The sequence below is a fragment of the Neobacillus sp. YX16 genome, from assembly GCF_030123505.1.
Taxonomy (GTDB): Bacteria; Bacillota; Bacilli; order Bacillales; family Cytobacillaceae; genus Neobacillus.
Window position 1 is genome coordinate 5,333,548 of record NZ_CP126115.1, and the last position, 17,337, is coordinate 5,350,884.

The 17,337-nt window shown below is 41.0% G+C and carries 18 protein-coding genes; 11 read left to right on the forward strand and 7 right to left on the reverse strand.

The features are described 5' to 3' along the window. Positions 1-129 precede the first annotated feature (129 nt). The gene (locus QNH48_RS26350) at positions 130-558 is read left to right on the forward strand and encodes an ester cyclase (protein ID WP_283952643.1); all 429 of its coding nucleotides are present in this window, start codon (positions 130-132) and stop codon (positions 556-558) included. Between the two features lie 130 nt (positions 559-688). Here the strand turns inward: QNH48_RS26350 and QNH48_RS26355 are convergent, their stop codons facing one another. The 3 genes from QNH48_RS26355 to QNH48_RS26365 all read right to left on the reverse strand — a co-directional run bounded on the left by QNH48_RS26355 (position 689) and on the right by QNH48_RS26365 (position 5,334). Beyond that, complete coding sequence (locus QNH48_RS26355; RefSeq protein WP_283952644.1) at positions 689-3,736, reverse strand: efflux RND transporter permease subunit; 3,048 nt, start codon at positions 3,734-3,736, stop codon at positions 689-691. Between the two features lie 227 nt (positions 3,737-3,963). Continuing rightward, positions 3,964-4,257, reverse strand: a complete 294-nt coding sequence (locus QNH48_RS26360; RefSeq protein ID WP_095246553.1) for a hypothetical protein — start codon at positions 4,255-4,257, stop codon at positions 3,964-3,966. A 183-nt stretch (positions 4,258-4,440) separates the two neighbouring features. Then, positions 4,441-5,334 carry a GNAT family N-acetyltransferase gene (locus tag QNH48_RS26365; protein WP_283952645.1) on the reverse strand — a complete coding sequence of 298 codons (894 nt, stop codon included), beginning with the start codon at positions 5,332-5,334 and terminating at the stop codon, positions 4,441-4,443. A 116-nt stretch (positions 5,335-5,450) separates the two neighbouring features. Here QNH48_RS26365 and QNH48_RS26370 point away from each other — a divergent pair, with 116 nt between their 5' ends. Beyond that, positions 5,451-5,873 carry a VanZ family protein gene (locus QNH48_RS26370; RefSeq protein ID WP_283952646.1) on the forward strand — a complete coding sequence of 141 codons (423 nt, stop codon included), beginning with the start codon at positions 5,451-5,453 and terminating at the stop codon, positions 5,871-5,873. A 156-nt stretch (positions 5,874-6,029) separates the two neighbouring features. Here the strand turns inward: QNH48_RS26370 and QNH48_RS26375 are convergent, their stop codons facing one another. Beyond that, on the reverse strand, positions 6,030-6,659 hold the full coding sequence (locus QNH48_RS26375; RefSeq protein ID WP_283952647.1) for a TcaA NTF2-like domain-containing protein: 630 nt from the start codon (positions 6,657-6,659) through the stop codon (positions 6,030-6,032). 261 nt (positions 6,660-6,920) lie between these two features. Between QNH48_RS26375 and QNH48_RS26380 the strand changes: the two genes are divergently transcribed. From QNH48_RS26380 to QNH48_RS26405, 6 genes are all read left to right on the forward strand, one after another. Further along, positions 6,921-7,424 (forward strand): Lrp/AsnC family transcriptional regulator, encoded by a 504-nt coding sequence (locus QNH48_RS26380; protein WP_283952648.1) that lies wholly within the window; start codon positions 6,921-6,923, stop codon positions 7,422-7,424. Then, a complete protein-coding gene (locus QNH48_RS26385; RefSeq protein WP_283955893.1) occupies positions 7,424-8,632 on the forward strand; it encodes an aminotransferase in 1,209 nt (402 codons plus the stop codon). The genes QNH48_RS26380 and QNH48_RS26385 overlap by 1 nt, the downstream gene beginning before the upstream one ends. 165 nt (positions 8,633-8,797) lie before the next feature. After that, positions 8,798-9,706 (forward strand): DMT family transporter, encoded by a 909-nt coding sequence (locus tag QNH48_RS26390; protein ID WP_133368961.1) that lies wholly within the window; start codon positions 8,798-8,800, stop codon positions 9,704-9,706. A 106-nt stretch (positions 9,707-9,812) separates the two neighbouring features. Next, on the forward strand, positions 9,813-10,631 hold the full coding sequence (locus tag QNH48_RS26395; RefSeq protein ID WP_283952649.1) for an SPOR domain-containing protein: 819 nt from the start codon (positions 9,813-9,815) through the stop codon (positions 10,629-10,631). A 164-nt stretch (positions 10,632-10,795) separates the two neighbouring features. Next, positions 10,796-12,025 (forward strand): ATP-binding protein, encoded by a 1,230-nt coding sequence (locus QNH48_RS26400; protein ID WP_283952650.1) that lies wholly within the window; start codon positions 10,796-10,798, stop codon positions 12,023-12,025. A gap of 386 nt (positions 12,026-12,411) precedes the next feature. Next, positions 12,412-13,065, forward strand: coding sequence for an MOSC domain-containing protein (locus tag QNH48_RS26405; protein WP_283952651.1), 654 nt, complete (start codon positions 12,412-12,414; stop codon positions 13,063-13,065). Between the two features lie 178 nt (positions 13,066-13,243). Here QNH48_RS26405 and QNH48_RS26410 read toward each other — a convergent pair whose 3' ends face one another. Then, positions 13,244-14,095: an MBL fold metallo-hydrolase gene (locus QNH48_RS26410; protein WP_283955894.1), complete on the reverse strand. Its 852-nt coding sequence runs from the start codon at positions 14,093-14,095 to the stop codon at positions 13,244-13,246. A 121-nt stretch (positions 14,096-14,216) separates the two neighbouring features. Here QNH48_RS26410 and QNH48_RS26415 point away from each other — a divergent pair, with 121 nt between their 5' ends. Further along, entirely contained in the window at positions 14,217-14,513 is a 297-nt protein-coding gene (locus tag QNH48_RS26415) for a c-type cytochrome (protein ID WP_283952652.1), read from the forward strand. A gap of 63 nt (positions 14,514-14,576) precedes the next feature. Here the strand turns inward: QNH48_RS26415 and QNH48_RS26420 are convergent, their stop codons facing one another. Both QNH48_RS26420 and QNH48_RS26425 read right to left on the reverse strand, forming a co-directional pair. Then, entirely contained in the window at positions 14,577-15,539 is a 963-nt protein-coding gene (locus QNH48_RS26420; RefSeq protein WP_283952653.1) for a 2-hydroxyacid dehydrogenase, read from the reverse strand. A gap of 156 nt (positions 15,540-15,695) precedes the next feature. Then, positions 15,696-16,529, reverse strand: coding sequence for a YitT family protein (locus tag QNH48_RS26425; protein ID WP_283955895.1), 834 nt, complete (start codon positions 16,527-16,529; stop codon positions 15,696-15,698). 142 nt (positions 16,530-16,671) lie between these two features. Between QNH48_RS26425 and QNH48_RS26430 the strand changes: the two genes are divergently transcribed. Both QNH48_RS26430 and QNH48_RS26435 read left to right on the forward strand, forming a co-directional pair. Continuing rightward, positions 16,672-16,932, forward strand: coding sequence for a CGCGG family putative rSAM-modified RiPP protein (locus QNH48_RS26430; protein WP_283952654.1), 261 nt, complete (start codon positions 16,672-16,674; stop codon positions 16,930-16,932). Continuing rightward, positions 16,917-17,195 (forward strand): hypothetical protein, encoded by a 279-nt coding sequence (locus QNH48_RS26435; RefSeq protein ID WP_283952655.1) that lies wholly within the window; start codon positions 16,917-16,919, stop codon positions 17,193-17,195. The genes QNH48_RS26430 and QNH48_RS26435 overlap by 16 nt, the downstream gene beginning before the upstream one ends. The last annotated feature ends 142 nt before the right edge of the window (positions 17,196-17,337 follow it).

A 17,337-nucleotide genomic window follows, 5' to 3' on the forward strand; every position in this document is an offset into this window, starting at 1 on the left:
ACCAGCATTGCCTTTGAATTAGTGTTAACAGCTGAATGAAGTCGACGAGGATAAAGAATGCTCGAAAGAAGGCGTTTACTTAGGTTAAACTTTTATAGAAAGACATATTAAAGTTTTGGAGGATAACACATGGTTGGCACCGAAAAAAAGGTAACCGCTGAAAGATGGTTTCAAGAGTACTTTACTAGGGGTAAATTAGATGTTTTAGATGAACTGACAACACCTGACTTTTTATATCACTCTAGAAATGGTGATAACTCTAGAGAAAAGATGAAGGAGTTCATGACATGGTATCGTTCCGTTTTTCAGGATGATAAATGGGTGATCGATGACTTAATTGAGCAAGGAAATAAATTAGTCGTTCGTTACACCGGCTGGATGACCTATAAGGGCGGTTGGTTCAATATCCCTTCAGCGAATCAGCGTGTAAAGGAAACCGGCATCATGATATTTACTTTTGAAGATGGAAAAGTGAAAGAGCTTTGGTGTGAAAATAGTGACGCTGCAATTCTCTATGAATTAGGGGCATTAACCCAAAATACACATAAAGTTTTTTAAAAAGAAAGGCTCAGAGTCGAAGACTCTGAGCCTTTCAATCTGAATTCCCTCTATCATAAGAGGGAAAGTGTCCGCCTGAGGTGGAAAGTGTCCACGAGTGGTGACAGGCACCATTTCCCACATTCCCAACTTATTTCCCACGGTCAATAATGCTATACATTACAGGGATGACGAACAGGGTTAATAGTGTGCTACTGATCATTCCTCCTATGACGGTTATTCCCATGGGTTGGTTGATTTCGGTTCCTTCGCCGATTCCGAGGGCGAGTGGGATGAGTCCAAGGATGGTGGTGAGGGATGTCATAAAAATTGGTCTTGCCCGGTCTTTTACGGATTCTACAATGGCGTCATAGGAGACCATTCCGCCTTCTTTTTTCTGATTGATAAAATCGACGATGACGATGGCATTGTTGACGACAATACCGGCGAGTACAATGACCCCAATGATGACAGTCAGACTAATAGGGCTCAACGTGCTAGTCAAGGCGAGTGCCACTCCAATTACCATTAACGGCACGCTAAACATAATCACAAACGGGTACTTGAGAGATTCAAATTGTGCAGCCATTACAATATAGATAAACACAACCGCAAGAATAACCGCTAGGATCAACTCATTGATGGACGAATCAAGCAATTCCTTCTCACCGCTAAAAACAATCTCCGACTCCTCTGGAAGGTGAAGAGAGTCAATCTCCTGCTCGATCTTCTTTGATATCGCACCTAAATTAGTGGTTGTTTTATATTTCAAGGTAAACTGCACCGCACCCTGCTGGTTGATTCTTTGAATATCAACGGGCCCGGTTTTCACTTCAAACTTTGAAACCTCACCCAAGGTCACATATCCTCCTTTTGGTTTTTTCACCAGGAGACCTTTGAGGTGTTCCAGATTACTCGTTATCTTCCGGTCATACTGAACAAAAATACTGCGAATTTCACCAGTTTCAGAAACCATCTGCGCGGCCCTAGAACCACGAGTCACATCATTCACAATCCTTGCAATCTGAGCAGGGACTAAGCCATTTCTCAATGCATCCTCCCGGTCCACACTTATCTGAATTTCATCCACTCTTTCCATCAAATCCGTGGTTAATTCATTCACTTCTTTTAAGTTTTTCAACCGATTAAAAATTGTATCGACAGACTGGGTTAGTCTTTCTGGATTCGTATCTCTAACACTAAAAGAAAGTATATGCGGACTAGATCCCGTTGAGGACTGCATAATAAAGGATAGCTCCGCAGTCGGATTCGCTGCCACGGCGCCCTTCACTAACTTGTCTTTTACATCATCAACAAATTTGAAGGTCGTCCGTTCCCGCTTCTCCAATTCCTTCATTTTAATATAAAGCTCACCCTCATTGGCATTCATTGTACCCCTGAAGGTCCCTTCTTGAGTGGTGCCAATTAAACTTACGAAGGTATCGACCTCTTGTTCCTTTTTCAATTGGTCCTCAAGGGCTGCAACAACCTTTTCGGTTTCTGTTAATGCAGCCCCATTTTCAAGCTTAATCCGAACACTAAAGAATCCCTCATCTGTGCTCGGCAAAAATTGTGTTCCTACTGTCGTCAAGCCAAAAATGCTAATACCAAGACAGACGAGGGTGATGATGATAACTGCGCCACGGTGCTGAAGTGACCAGCGCACACCTTTATCAATTCTTTTTATCCAGCTGTTTTTATGCCGCCTATTTATATAACTCTTTTTTGGTGCTTTTAATAGCCTGCTCGCAAGCATCGGCACCACTGTCAAAGCCACCACCAGTGACGCGAATAAACTAAAAGAAATCGTCAGTGCGAATTCAGTAAATAACTCCCCAATCAATCCGGTAATAAAGACCACGGGTATAAAAACGGATACTGTGGTTAAAGTCGACGCAGTGATGGCCGCTCCTACCTCTTTCGTTCCGTCCTTTGCTGCCACAATTGGTTCTTTTCCCATCGAAAGATGACGGTATATATTTTCAATGACCACAATCGAATTATCGACCAGCATTCCGATTCCAAGCGCAAGTCCCCCCAGAGTCATAATGTTTAAGGTGAAATCTGCAAAGTACATCAGAACAAACGTAACAATAACCGAATACGGAATCGCAATTCCGATAATAAGCGGGCTTTTTATATTTTTTAAAAATAAGAACAATACCGCCATCGCCAATGCCCCGCCTACGAGCAGAGAAGTAGATATATTTCCGATAGCCATCTGGATAAATTCCCCTTGGTCAAAAAGGATTTCTGATTCAATTCCTTTGTACTTTTCTTTTTCCAGAAGCTTGTCCAGCTGTTTAAGAAACTCCTTCGAAACCGCCGCCGTATTGGAATCTGATTGTTGCAGCACACTGAGAAGCACCGATGGTTTTTGATTCATCCTCGTAATTGTATGGTCATCCAGTTTCGTTAATTCAACAGTGCTGATATCCTGAAGCTTTATTTTTTCACCCGTTAATGGATTGGCGCCTACGGTAAGACCCTTAAGGGTTTCAAGAGAACGAATGGAGCTGATGATTCTGGTTGTAAGCTCCTTCCCTTCTGTTAAAATCGTATCACCCGGCATCGAGATATGATTGGCTTTGATGAGGTCAACAATATCCGATTGACTTAGTTGAAGTCTCTTCAGCTGTTCTTGATCCAGTTCAACTCTTACCTCTTGAGCGGAGGCACCTGAAAGGTTAACACTCGCCACCCCGACAACCTTGGCTAGCTCGAGCTTCAATTGTTCCGCTAGCTCCCTTAATGACGTTTCATCCTTTTCAGAACGCAGTGACAGCTGGATAATCGGAAACATGGCAGGGTCAAACTTCAAGAACCGCGGTTTGCCAACATCATCAGAAAGCGGTGTCATATCAAGGCGCTGGAGAACTTCATTTTGAATTTCATCAATATCCGTCGCCCAGGAAAATTGCATTAAAATGAAATTCGCACCTTCCCGGGAGGTGGAGGTCATGGTTTTAATCCCAGGCAGTGTGGCCAGATTTTCTTCTAAAGGCTTCGTTACCTTCTCAACCACCTCCTCAGGACTAGCACCTGGATAAGTAGTAACCACCACTCCTACTGGGGGATTAATCTCCGGAATCAGCTTCATCGGTATATTAAAAAGGGAAACACCTCCCATAATCAAAACAAAAAACATCGTAACAAGAGTAAAAATCGGCCGCCTAATCGAAAAATCACTAATCCACATCAAAACGCCCCTTCCACCAAGAAAAAAAAATCATCTATACCTATCATTATTTTCCAACCTTACTAAAATAAACATTATTCAGTGCCCTTTCGGTGCCTGTCTCCACTAATGTACAAATGTCCTCCTAGGGTGGACACTTTGCTGCCTGTGATAGTTTTCGAGGCACAAAAATAAAGAGAAGTGCAGGTTTGCACTTCTCTATGGCTGCGCCTGCTTAAACAGGCAGATTACAGTTTCCATTTTGGAAAGTCTTTTACTTTTTGTTTTTCATACTCTGTCATTCTAGAATACGAGTGTGACAATTTTGAAAGGATGTACCCCTGAGGGCTTGCGGTTTCGTCCTGATCATTAACCTCTTGTAGTTTAATATTCGTAAACATAATGGCTATTTGAGCTAAACTCTCGATTGTGTCCATCAATTCAGGGTTGTCATTGTAATTTTTCTTGGCAATTGCATAAACAGTATCCAGTCTGCTCCTAATGTGCTTTAGTGTTTCAGCGTCAAATTGGTCTTTTTTCATTACATTTCACCCCTTATTAATAAAGCATATGGAACTTTAGCGTATATGGAACGTAATAAAATAAATAAATATAAATAGGTATAAAACTGGTTTTACTTAAAAATTATTATTTTGCATCAAAAAAAGGCATTTTTTCCAACTATTTATTAGAAAAAACGCCTATACGAAACTTACATTGATCATTTATAAAAAATATTGGTAACAGACAACGGCCTCTATCTGTTTAAAACCTTCCTGTATATATAGAGCCTGTGCCCGCTCATTCTCCCCGTTCACACTAAGGATTGTTCGTTTATAACCTTTTTCTTTGGCAAACTGCAAGGCAGCCCTCAGCAGGATTCTTCCTAAGCCGCGTCCTTGGTACTCAGGGGTGACCGCAACCGGTCCTATATTCATGATAGGGTCATTTTCATATTCATCATCCGCTCCTCTAATCACTCCTACAGGTTTCCCCTGATGGAACAGGAGCATCATACCCCCTTCAAGGTAATCATCATCGTTCAGCAGTTTTGTTACACCTTCCGTTGTAATCGGTGTTTCACTACCTTTAAGAGTCGCAAAAGCTGCATTTCGTACCTTTGACCAATTTTCTTCATCCAGTCCCCGCTGAAAAGACCTTAGTTCATAACCTTCCGGAAGCTTGATTTCAGGTACATTTAGGTCCTCCCTCAAAAGGACAAACGCATATCTTTCCAAAGAAAATTTCAAGCCCTCAATCATTTCTATCAATACTTTATTAGTAACTGGAATAAACAGAAAAACTTTATCTAGGTCGGTCGTATGTTTTAAAACTGCCTGTAGCAGCTGCTGATAGCATAGAATGTCTTCGATTTCTGAATGAATGATTCGAAAACGCGCTCTTTTACCAAGTTTATGATATTCATCCATAACCAGTGATACAGCTCCTAGGATCTCCCCCTGATGATTTGTAAGTATATATGTAGGGGCTTCCCCACTAACCTGAAAATCTCGTAATTCAAAATCATACAAATAAGAGTCATCTAACTCCATCCGATGCTTCTTACAATAAGCTACAAAGTCATGAACCCTATCTTTTTCTAACGCTACAACCTTCATTATTCAACCCCCTAGCGGTGCCTGTCACCGTTTATGCAAATTATACCATTTATGCATTTATGTATGAATCCTCCTGTTACCGCCCGAACTGTGGTGAAAAGGGGGGAGTGAACAAATTGCGAAGTTTTGTTATTTTCGTATGGTGTGTGGCCATTTTAACCTTTACTTGTACCGCCAGCTTTCATGATTTAATCCACTTTGGTGTGCTAAGTTTTCAATGGGATAATCAGCCAATGTTTTCTGAATTCCTTTCCCCATTCCCTTCTAACATTAGTCAAAGCTTGATAATTCAAAAACTCGGTCATATAGTAGCTTTTCATATTCTTACTTTACTAGTATTGATGAAATTGAGATCGATACCCATCATTCTGATTATGACTGCCTCCTTTGCCGCTCTAACTGAATTTCTTCAATTATATTTTAGCCGTGGCGGCAGATTGTTTGATATAGGAATTGATCTTATCGGTATCTTGGCTGCTTTAGGGCTGGCAGCACTCTTCAAATCAAAACAATCCAAACAAATCAATTTAGATAATTAAGCAGAAAGATGGAAAAAGGATTTTCGGCTCAGCATATGCATTTGCCAAAAACCCTTTAGTAATAAAGAACAATACACACTAACTGTCCACCTCACACGGACAAAAGCGGTGATTTGTCCACGAGTGGTGACAGGCACCATCTTCGGAGGCACCCATCTATTCTACGACGGTGACGATTAGGTCATTTATCAGCCATACGGAGGCATCAAACCGTACCACAGTGTAGGTGTTCTTGAAGTTTTTGATTTCTTCTCTTCCTTCTTTTCCATAATGAATGGAATAGGCCTCTTGGACGGTGACTTCGTAGGTATCTTCTCCTGATTTAACTGGGGTTCCAATTTGGTATTGGATGATTTTCTCTGTGATTTGCCTTTCGTACATGTCTAACACATAATCGATTTGCTCCTCGTACAACTGGCTTTCAGGATCAAGCAGGTGTGAAATATAGACGAACGCCCCATCATTTACTGCTTTTTCAAAATTAACAAGATACTCCTCCATCAGGAAAATAACAGCGTTCTGATCAGCATCCTCATTTAAACCACTTGAATTGTCCCCTTGAGGAAAAGGTTCTCCTGGTGCCGGCCCTCCTTCCCTAGGAACTTCAATGACAGGAATCTTTGTAGGGTCTTCCACCTTTGGTTGATCATTAGAATAGTTAACAACAGGCGGTGGAGTTCCATTGCCACCCCCTGATACAACAATCTCCTCTTCATCATCACTGCATCCAGCTAAAAAGAGCAAGACTAACACAATAAGAAAAAAAAATATGGAGTAATTTTTCATGGTTTTCACCCCAATATATTCAATATCTACCCACTAAATTTAGTAGCCATACTCCTCCCTCCATCATTCTATTCCCAGGACAAGACCATGTATTCTGCATTTCGAAGAAATGCATCTTCAACACTGTCCACCCCACACGGACAAAAATGCTAATTTGTCCACGAGCGGTGACAGGCACAATCCAACAGAAAATATTTTATTTATTCTAACTATGCTGTATTATAGTAATATTAAATTTGAACGTTTTGAGGAGGATATTGTATGAGGTTGTCTGGTGAGGAGTTAGAGGTACTATCGATTCTCGAGGAGAATCATCGGATTTCTGTAGCTGATATTGCGTTGATGGTGAATTTGAGTGTGGAGGATGTTACGGCGGTCATTAAGAAGTTAGAGGATGAGAAGATCATTGTGAGTTATCCGGCTTTGATTGATTGGAGTAAGGTGGCTGGCAAGGAAAACATTGTTGCGATGATTGATGTTAAGGTGACACCTAAACGAGGGGTTGGTTTCGATGAAGTAGCGGAAAGAATTTACCGCTTTCCTGAGGTGACCTCTCTCTATCTTATGTCCGGAGCCTATGATTTATCGATAACCATTGAAGGAAAAACAATGGGTGAAATCGCTAGCTTTGTATCCGAAAAGCTGTCAACGATCGATAATGTTATTTCTACCACCACGCATTTCATGTTGAAAAAATACAAACATGATGGCGTCATCTTTGGCGAAAGCAATGACAAAGACCACCGGATGGTGGTATCACCATGATGAAAGAACATCAACACTATTTATCGGATATGGTGAAAGAACTTAAACCATCTGGAATAAGGAAGTTCTTTGACCTGGCAGCTTCCATTAAAGGAGTCATTTCTTTAGGTGTCGGCGAGCCGGACTTTATTACCCCGTGGAGCATTCGGGAAGCAGCCATCCTCTCTTTAGAAGAAGGCTATACTTCCTATACGGCCAATCCCGGTTTACTAGAACTAAGACAGGAAATATCAGCCTACTTATATAGGCGATTTGGTGTGCAGTACAATCCTGTCGACCAAGTAATCGTGACCGCGGGTGCAAGCCAGGCGATTGACCTAACCTTCCGTGCGATATTAAACCCAGGAGACGAAGTATTAATTATTGAACCTGCTTTCGTTTCTTATGCACCTTTAGTCACCTTGGCAGGTGGAAAACCGATTCCGGTTTCAACACACCACAGCAATGGTTTTAAGCTGACACCGGAACAAATCGAAAACGCAATTACCAGTCGAACGAAAGCAATCCTGCTGTGTTCTCCAAATAATCCGACTGGTACATATTTGAACAAGGAAGAACTTACAAAACTTGCTGCTGTTATCGAAAAGCATGACCTGCTAGTCGTTTCTGATGAAATCTATGCAGAATTAACCTATGATGAAGAATATACTAGCTTCGCCTCCATTGAAGGTATGTATGAACGAACCATTTTAATCAACGGCTTCTCGAAAGGATTTGCGATGACTGGCTGGCGGCTGGGTTTCTTAGCAGCCCCATCATCATTTACAGAACAAATGGTAAAAATTTTACAATATACAACCATGTGCGCACCACATATGCTTCAGCATGGTGCCATTGAGGCGTTACGAAATACGTATCACGAAGTAGAAAGTATGAGAAGAAGCTACCGCAGAAGACGGAATTACATTGTCCAATCATTAAACAACATCGGGTTGGAATGCCATACTCCAGGCGGTGCATTCTATGTCTTTCCTTCTATTAAAAGTACCGGCATGACCTCTGAACAATTCGCAGAAGAGCTTTTACTAGCTGAAAAGGTAGCCGTCGTTCCGGGAAGTGCCTTTGGCGAGAGTGGCGAAGGCTATGTAAGATGCTCCTATGCCACTTCTTTGGAACAGCTTCAAGAAGCGGTAAAACGCATCGAACGGTTCATGAACTCATTGGAACTGAAGGGAAATCGTGCCGAAGAGCTATATTCTAATAACTAAAGATAGGAAAAAACGTCAACCCTTATTCAATAAAAAGGGCTTGACGTTTTTTGTATGGAACTGGAGAGTTTTGTTAGTGTCTGGGAACCACATTTATGATAAGATTATTTAGATTTATTTCACTAAAAAAAGCATCACCCATATATGGTAGAAAAGAGGAAAGAAATGAACCAGCAAGATAATTCCCGCTCTATTGTCTTACCGCTCACCATTTCGATTATTGCGATATCATTTTCTGCAATCTTTGTAAAATGGTCAGATGCACCTGCTTCGATTTTAAGTATGTACCGTATGATGTTTGCAAGTCTTTTAATGCTTCCAATCGTTTGGAAGAACCGTGAAGAATTTAAAAAAATAACAAGCACAGATTGGATCTTTTTATTTTTTTCAGGTCTCTTTTTAGCATTACATTTTGTCCTTTGGTTCGGTTCGTTAAAATTAACAACCGTTGCAAGTTCAACGATTATCCTCGCGCTTCAGCCAATTGTCTCCCTGGTCGGCGGTTACTTCCTATTTAAGGAACGCACCACTCCTTCCGCACTGATGACAATGGGAATTGCGATTATTGGGGCGATGATGATTGGCTGGGGTGATTTTGCTTTAAGTCAGGACGCCATCCTCGGGGATATCCTTTCCTTTTTAAGCGTCATCGCGGTAGTTGGCTACTTAATGATTGGCCAAAGCATTGTGAAAAAAGTATCCCACTGGATTTATAGCTTTTGTGTGTTTTTCATTGCAACGATTATTCTATCAATCTATAACCTAAGTACAAGTGTTGATTTTGGCGGTTATCCAGCCAAGGAATGGGGAATATTCCTTTTACTTGCTACCGTTCCAACAATCAGCCATATCATCAATAACTGGCTCTTAAACTATGTCAATGCGACCACCATTTCAATGAGTATTTTAGGAGAACCTGTAGGTGCAACGATATTAGCAGTTTTGATGCTCGGTGAACAACTTGCCAACTGGCAAATAGCCGGCGGAATGCTCGTTCTCCTCGGTGTCTTCTTCTTCTTAATGCAGCAGCAAAAAAAGTTTCAAATAAAAGGGACCGTAAAAAGCGGGACTTAAAGGGAACCTCCATCCGGGGGTTTTCTGTTTATACAGGCTGATGTCCGTCGACATCCCCCTCTTCTCCTCATAATATAGGGAGAAACGTAATAATGGAGGAGATGAAATGTACAAAGTATTTGCCGGATCTTTCAAATTAAGAGAAAATGCACAAGAGCGCGTAGCCTTCCTGCTTTCAAAAGGTATTCAATCCTTTATCGTACCAACAACCATCTCTGGTGAAACCTGGTACCGGGTACAGGCAGGTTCCTTTTCCAGCAGGGTAAATGCTGAAAATCGAGTAACAGAAATTAATAAATCGACTGGAATTACTGCCTTCATTGCAGCGGAAAACCAAAGCTCAAGTCCATATTCTGATTTCAGATCAATGTCTAGTCCAACAGTAACACCAACAGATACAGCAAGTCCAAGCCAGCCCCCCAGCCCCTCCGCGAATCAACAAAATCCATCCTCTATACTAGGACCAACCTTGCTCACCGCAGAACAAATGAATCAATATGTGAGAAAGATAAATCCCAATGCACCACAACTCGGAAGTTCTTATAAAACAATTGGCGAGTATTATGGAATTAGAGGAGACGTTGCTTTTGCACAAGCCACGCTCGAAACAGACTATTTTCGGTTTACAGGGGATGTAAGGAATGGGCAAAATAACTTCGCTGGAATCGGAGCTACCGGCGGTGGTGCTCGAGGCGCTTCCTTTAAGACACCTCAAGATGGTGTTCTTGCACAATTCCAGCATTTATATGCCTATGCAACAACTGCACCGTTACCAAATCGATACCCGTTGGTAGATCCCCGTTTTCATCTTGTAAATAGAGGGTCTGCCACAACATGGACCGCTTTAAACGGAAAATGGGCTGTACCAGGTACCACCTATGGACAATCAATCTTAAACTTGTATCAAAAAATGGCACAAGCTTAATGCTCGAGCACCAGTAAATTTTGTCACATAGAAAAACAAAAGCCAGCAAAAGCTAGGCTTTTTTCTATTACAGACTTGTAAATATCCTATAGTAATATTTCCCTATTATCATTCTACCAATTCATGATATGATAATAGCAAATTCAGATGATTAGAGGAAACAGATGAAAATATTAGGCCAAATTACGTTAGTGTTAATATCGGTACTTTTTTCTAGCTTTCAAACCATCGTGGAGCATGAACGTTTCTTTACAGTAGACTTTCTTATTTTCACAGTGATTGCCTGGCTGGTTGGGTGGCAATATGACCGGGCACGTTTCTTTGGAAAAAAGGCTCGAGCTAGTGAAGAAAGCTATAAACAGTTGTTAGATTCTTTGCCAAGGGCCGTAATCATTCACCAAGATAATAAGATTATCTATGTCAATAAGGAAGCCGTAACGACGATTGGTGCTAAGAGTAAGGAAGATATAATTGATACCTCTATTAAAAATTACCTTTTTCCAGAATATACAGAACGCCTGAACGAACGGATGAAACAAGTAAAAAAGGAAACCCATCCTTTAAACAATATTGAATACAAATTTAAAAGATTAGACGGTACTGTATTTGTCTTTGAAAGCGCCTCTATGCACATAACGTTTGAAGGAAAAGAAGCGGTTCTGTCAATCGGGAGAGATGTCACGGAAAGAAAAGAACAAACGGAACAACTCCTGCAAAAATCTGAAAAATTGGCACTTCTCGGTCAAATGGCTGCTGGCATTGCCCATGAAATCCGCAACCCTCTTACCTCAATTAAAGGGTTCATTCAGCTATTTAAAACCGAACAGCATCGAAAGGAATATTATGATATTGTGTTATCTGAGCTTGATCGTATCAATGACATAGTTGGCGAATTCCTCGTGCTCGCAAAACCCACGGCTGCTGTTTTTGCGGAGAAAGATATCAAGGAACTAATTAAAGATGTTGTCACCTTAATTAATACACAATCTATTCTAAACAACGTTCAAATTTTCGTTGAATTTGAATGTGAATTACCCAGGATCAGCTGTGAGGAAAACCAATTAAAGCAGGTCTTTTTAAATCTTCTAAAAAATGCTATAGAAGCTATGCCTAGCGGCGGAAACATTGATGTGAAGGTAAAGGAAAAGGAAGAAGGAAAAATTTCTATCCAGATTATCGATCAGGGCATTGGCATTCCAAAAGAACGGATTCCGACACTCGGTGAACCATTTTATACAACAAAAGAAAAAGGAACGGGCCTCGGGCTGATGACGTGTTTTAAAATAATTGAAAGCCATAACGGAGAATTAACGATTGAAAGTGAAATAAATGAAGGTACCACCATCGAAATTATTTTACCAACCATCACGCAGCGAGTCTTTAGCCTATCATAAACTAGAAGAAATCCTCAGCCGAGGGTTTCTTCTAGTTTTTTGTTTGGCTATGTTAAAGCTTATAATAGATTTTGGCACTCTGTTGATTTGTGCGGAAGGCGCGAGACTCCTCGAAAATGCTACGCATTTTCTTCGTGCGTGGGCAGATTCGCGGAAGTAATTCAAAGTCCTGCAGGAGGAAGGGACAGGGCGCTTTAGCGCCGATGAGGCTTCCCGAAGAACCGCCTGCGGAAAGCGAAGCGCCTCGTGACAGGCAAGACCGCCTGTCACTGCGGTGAATATTCAAAGAAGCTTTCCTTAGTGGAGCGCAAATCAACAGCCAAGTTTAACAGAGCCTTTCGCTTAAATCTTGTAGTAAAATAAATACCAAGGAGGCGAAGAGAGCATTGCAAAATAGAGAGATTATTTATTTAAGCAGGGGTTTGCCTAAAGAGAGTGTCTATAAGGATGAAGCCTATGTGTCCGGAATTTGGAAGGACCAAAGTGATGAGCTTTTGGTGGGCTTTGATCAGATAAAGGGCGATCAGGTGGCGAACCCTGAGTACCATGGCGGTTCAGATCGAGTCGTCTGTGTCTATCCCTTCGAACATTATGCTCATTGGGAAAGTGTTTTTGACCGCAAATTAACCCCTTCTGCCTTTGGAGAAAATCTGACTGCTTTAGGCATGAAGGAAGACCAGGTTTGTATTGGCGATGTTTTTCAGATTGGAAATGCTGTCCTGCAGGTATCTCAAGGGCGCTATCCCTGCTCCACCATCAATAAACGCAATAAAAACAACCTTCTTTTAAAAAGAATTATCGAAACAGGATATACGGGGTATTTCTTCAGGGTGCTGGAGGAAGGGAAAATCACAGCGGATTCTCATATAAAAAAGCTGTTTTCACATCCTGAGCAAATCACTGTTTCCTCCGTCCATCATCTCTACTTCCATGACCGATCTCCGTCTGTTGAAGTGATAGATAAGATATTGGGTGTGGAGGAGCTTGCAGGGCAATGGCGGAAGTATCTCCTTGATTTAAAAGAGAAAATTCAGAGCTGACCAAACTCCCGGGGGTACCTGGGAGTTTTTAGGCGTTTCTTCATGCCATCCGCTAGTATTTTCTGCTATCCGCCAGTATTTTCTGCCATCCGCCAGTATTTCCTGCCATCCGCTAGTATTTCCTGCCATCCGCTAGTATTTCTGGCCTATCCGCCAGTGTTTTCATCCTTTACTGAACCTAGTCTTGATAACCATTTACGAAGTCTTCTATGACTTCGAGCTCGTCTTCATTAAGGTCCCTTTTAACTTGTTTTTGATATGCTTCCGTTATGCGGAGTTTATCACCATTATTTTTAACAGTGTAATTTGCAATCGCTCTTAACAAACCGACTTCTTGCATATACTCCTCTTTCGAGATTGCCCGCCCATGGGAAAGCACATAGGTATCTGCATCAAAAGCTTCTAATTTTTCCAGCAAGGCAAGTGTTCCTTGAACGGTAAGGTTCTTTTTCTTTGCAAAGATGTCAGAATAGATGCAATCACCTAAAAATAGTATCTTTTCCTCAACTATATAAACGACTACTGAGTCAGCAGCATGGTCCCCGCCTACATGCTGAACTACACATGTTAAACCACCTAGGTCAATTTCGATACGTTTTTCAAAAGTAATAACAGGTAAAACAATCTTAATATCTCGTTCCCCCACATACTCCTTCTTAATCGCAGTCGCACAAAATTCAATCTCAGTACCCGCTTTTACTCTTTCCTCTAACGCCTCATCAGACCAGGAAAGAGGAATTAACTTTTTCATTTCAAATTTCGTTAAGTCTGAAGAAATAGAAAGAAGCCCTAAGGCTGAAAGTCCAAAGATATGATCCCAATGCCAATGTGTTAACACAACCATATCTGCTTTAGCTACCTGTCTTTTTGAAAGCTCGCTAAGAAAGGTCAAGGCGTGATCTTCTGAGTTACCCGCGTCAATCATTAACGTTTTCGCCTCTCCCACAACCATTCCGAGAATTGGACGATCAGTCTCGGAAACGGGAGTCATATACCAGAATCTCTCACCAATTTTTTTAATATCCTGCAAAACTATCCCGCCTTCCTGATAACATATCATTCATTCTACATAACCATCTCCATTTAAGAAAATTTTTAGTTTTATCCAGTATTCTTTCATTAATGATTACGATTGTATAGGAGGAACATATATGAAGCGCCTTTGGATTGTTATCGCCTTAGCATTACTCGTACTAGCAGGCTGCTCTTCCAATACTGCTAACGCAAAGAGACCTACAGATGGTGAGGGTCTATATAAATTCAGCTGTTTATCCTGCCATGGAGAAAATTTGGAAGGTGCTGCCGGACCTCCAATTATAAACATGGGAAGTAAGTATTCGGAAGAAGAAATACTGAAGTTACTAAACGATGGTGTCGGCATGATGCCAGGCGGGCAATTATCTGAAGTGGAAGCAAAAACCGTCACGAAATGGCTATTAGAAAAATAATAGTAAAAGGTTAGGAGAATCCTAACCTTTTTTAACTATTTTCATGGTGTCCTGCTTAATAGGTTAATTTACTAAATTTTTCGGGGTATTCCCCTGTAATCCTTGAATTAAATTTTCTGCAGCGAGTAACGCCATTTTCAATCTGGTATTATAACTCGCACTTCCAATATGCGGCAGTGCCACAACATTTGGAAGACTAAGCAATGGGTGGTCTGTACCTACCGGCTCTTCTTCAAATACATCTAAGCCGGCACCCCAAATCTGTCCCCTCTTTAAAGCATGATAGAGGGCTTCTTCATTCACAATCCCCCCGCGAGCGGAATTAATCAAGATCGCATTTGGTTTCATGATTGATAACTCTTTAGCACCAATATAATTTACCGTTTCTTGCGTATAAGGGGTCAACACACATACAAAATCGGATTCCCGAAGTAAGGCTTCTTTACTTACGTACTGTATACCAAGCTGCTCCTCGACATCAGGCTTTCGTGAACGGTTATGATAGAGAAGATTCATGTCAAATCCGCGCGCCCTTTTCGCTAAAGCCTCACCAATTCTGCCTAATCCGAAGATTCCCAAGGTGGCTCCATAAATATCCTGACCGGTTAATTGCATTGGCGACCATGTTTTCCAGCTTCCCGCGCGTAAGTAATCAGAAGATTCGACCAACCTTCTAGCGCTCGCCATAAGCAGCGCAAAGGTTAGATCCGCCATTGTCTCCGTTAATACTCCGGGTGTGTTGGTAACCATAATTCCTTTTTCTGTTGCAGCAGCTACGTCGATATTGTTATAGCCAACTGCCATATTACTAACAATTTTCAACCTGTGTGCAAGATTGAGAAGGTCTCTGTCAATGGATTCGGTTAACAAACAGTAGAGCCCCTCTACTTCTTGTATTTCTTTTTCTAAAATTTCTCTAGGTACCGGTTCCTCTTCTTTTTCCCACATTCTCACATCAAATGCATTTTTCAGTTTATCAACAACGAGATTTGGCAGCTTCCGCGTTATGTATATTTTTGGTTTCATGTTTGGTCTCACACTCCTTTATTTTAGTAAGCTTATATCAAGAATACATTGTAAAGCTTTTTACTAGCAAAAAAATGAAATTGACTATTCCGGTAAACCTATATATATAGCTCCTCTTATATAAGAGGAGCCTGCTTGTTTCATATTCCCATTTTCTTATGACGCCTTATATCCCTTCCCCATCATTTCGTGCACATTATGCAGTGTCACGTAAGCATTTTTATCAATGCTGTTGATGACGCTTTTTAGCTGAACAATTTCTTGTTTGTTGATGACGAGATAAAGCACATCTTTATTCTGGCCGGAAAAACCACCGCGCCCTTCAAGAACCGTAATCCCTCTAGACATTTTACTCATAATGTTATCTAGTACCATTTCGGGTGAATGAGAGATAATCAAAACCGCTACTTTTTCATCTAATCCTTCTACGATGAAATCAATCACCTTTGCCCCAATGAATACGACCAACAAGGTATACATTGTTTTTTCCACGCCAATGATAAATACGGATCCAGCCACGACCACAATATCAAAAATAAGCATGCCTTTCCCAATGCTCCAGCCTAGCCATTGGTTGGTGAGCCTAGCTAAGATCGTTGAACCACCTGACGTACCGCCCGTTCGAAAAATCAAGCCCAGGCCCACACCCACCAATAATCCAGCAAAGATGGCCGCTAAAAAGGTGTCCTCTGTTAGCTGTTTACCAATGTCTTCTGTTAAAAAAAGAAAACCGGAGCTGGCAGCAATCGAAATAATCGTGTAAACCATCGTTCTTTTTTCAAAATACTTGTACCCTATTACTAAGAGTGCCGCATTTAATACAAAGTTCACAACCCCAGGAGACCAGTGGAACAGGTAATGGGTAATGATGGTAATCCCCAAAATACCGCCCTCAGAAAGGGTATTGGGAATCGTAAAATAATTAACACCGACTGCAAATAGAAAGGCACCAATCAAAATTAGTCCGATATCTTTCAATGAATTTTTCATATCATAACCACTTTCATATTTTTCTACCATAATAATATACCATTTTACTTGTAACTTGAGTTGAGTTTTCATGACTGATTGTGATTCCTATCACCTCTCACCTTCGTTCTTCATACTAAAATAAGGATAAGAGGTGATTGGATTGGATAAGAATTGGTCATTATCACTTGAACATGAGGAATATATTGGCGACATGGAGTTGGTAATTACGGATGCCATACAGGCAGTCGAGGATACAGATAAGGGGTTCTATGTAAACCTCGTGACTCCCGCTTCTTTCGGGAATCCTGATGACTATTTAGCAGAAGCATTATTATCTTACTTCGGGAGCAGAATTGAAATGAAATTTATCGACCAATGCGGTTGTGGAGGGTATGTACTAAGGGTATGGAAAAACAACTAAACTCTTTATCGGCTCTGTCAAATTATCAAAATCGCCAAGTGACCCTAAACTATTATCAGGATGATGACATGATGGTCAAGCGTGATGGTTTTCATTTTCAAAGCATCCAAGTAACAGAGACTGCCCTAATCTTTACAAAAATAAATGGAACGCTCGTTAAGATTGATATAAAAGACTATCCACATCCCAGCATAAACACAGACTTTCAAAACTATTACACATTAAGAAACCATGAAAACCACCTGGACATTTACTTCCCTTAATACGGTGACAGGCACTGTTCGTGGACAAATAACTATGTCTGTCCGTCTGGGGTGGACGTCGATGCGAATTGTCCTTTTTATTAGAAAATAAAGCTGATTGGATGGTCCAATCAGCTTTTTCTTTTGCTATGTTTCCTTAATT

Coding starts and splice junctions, on each gene's coding strand:
- QNH48_RS26380 (WP_283952648.1), top strand. CDS start 6,921: ATGAGGTTGTCTGGTGAGGAGTTAGAGGTACTATCGATTCTCGAGGAG.
- QNH48_RS26355 (WP_283952644.1), bottom strand. CDS start 3,736: ATGTGGATTAGTGATTTTTCGATTAGGCGGCCGATTTTTACTCTTGTT.
- QNH48_RS26415 (WP_283952652.1), top strand. CDS start 14,217: ATGAAGCGCCTTTGGATTGTTATCGCCTTAGCATTACTCGTACTAGCA.
- QNH48_RS26425 (WP_283955895.1), bottom strand. CDS start 16,529: ATGAAAAATTCATTGAAAGATATCGGACTAATTTTGATTGGTGCCTTT.
- QNH48_RS26360 (WP_095246553.1), bottom strand. CDS start 4,257: ATGAAAAAAGACCAATTTGACGCTGAAACACTAAAGCACATTAGGAGC.
- QNH48_RS26385 (WP_283955893.1), top strand. CDS start 7,424: ATGAAAGAACATCAACACTATTTATCGGATATGGTGAAAGAACTTAAA.
- QNH48_RS26375 (WP_283952647.1), bottom strand. CDS start 6,659: ATGAAAAATTACTCCATATTTTTTTTTCTTATTGTGTTAGTCTTGCTC.
- QNH48_RS26420 (WP_283952653.1), bottom strand. CDS start 15,539: ATGAAACCAAAAATATACATAACGCGGAAGCTGCCAAATCTCGTTGTT.
- QNH48_RS26365 (WP_283952645.1), bottom strand. CDS start 5,334: ATGAAGGTTGTAGCGTTAGAAAAAGATAGGGTTCATGACTTTGTAGCT.
- QNH48_RS26400 (WP_283952650.1), top strand. CDS start 10,796: ATGAAAATATTAGGCCAAATTACGTTAGTGTTAATATCGGTACTTTTT.
- QNH48_RS26390 (WP_133368961.1), top strand. CDS start 8,798: ATGAACCAGCAAGATAATTCCCGCTCTATTGTCTTACCGCTCACCATT.
- QNH48_RS26350 (WP_283952643.1), top strand. CDS start 130: ATGGTTGGCACCGAAAAAAAGGTAACCGCTGAAAGATGGTTTCAAGAG.
- QNH48_RS26395 (WP_283952649.1), top strand. CDS start 9,813: ATGTACAAAGTATTTGCCGGATCTTTCAAATTAAGAGAAAATGCACAA.
- QNH48_RS26435 (WP_283952655.1), top strand. CDS start 16,917: ATGGAAAAACAACTAAACTCTTTATCGGCTCTGTCAAATTATCAAAAT.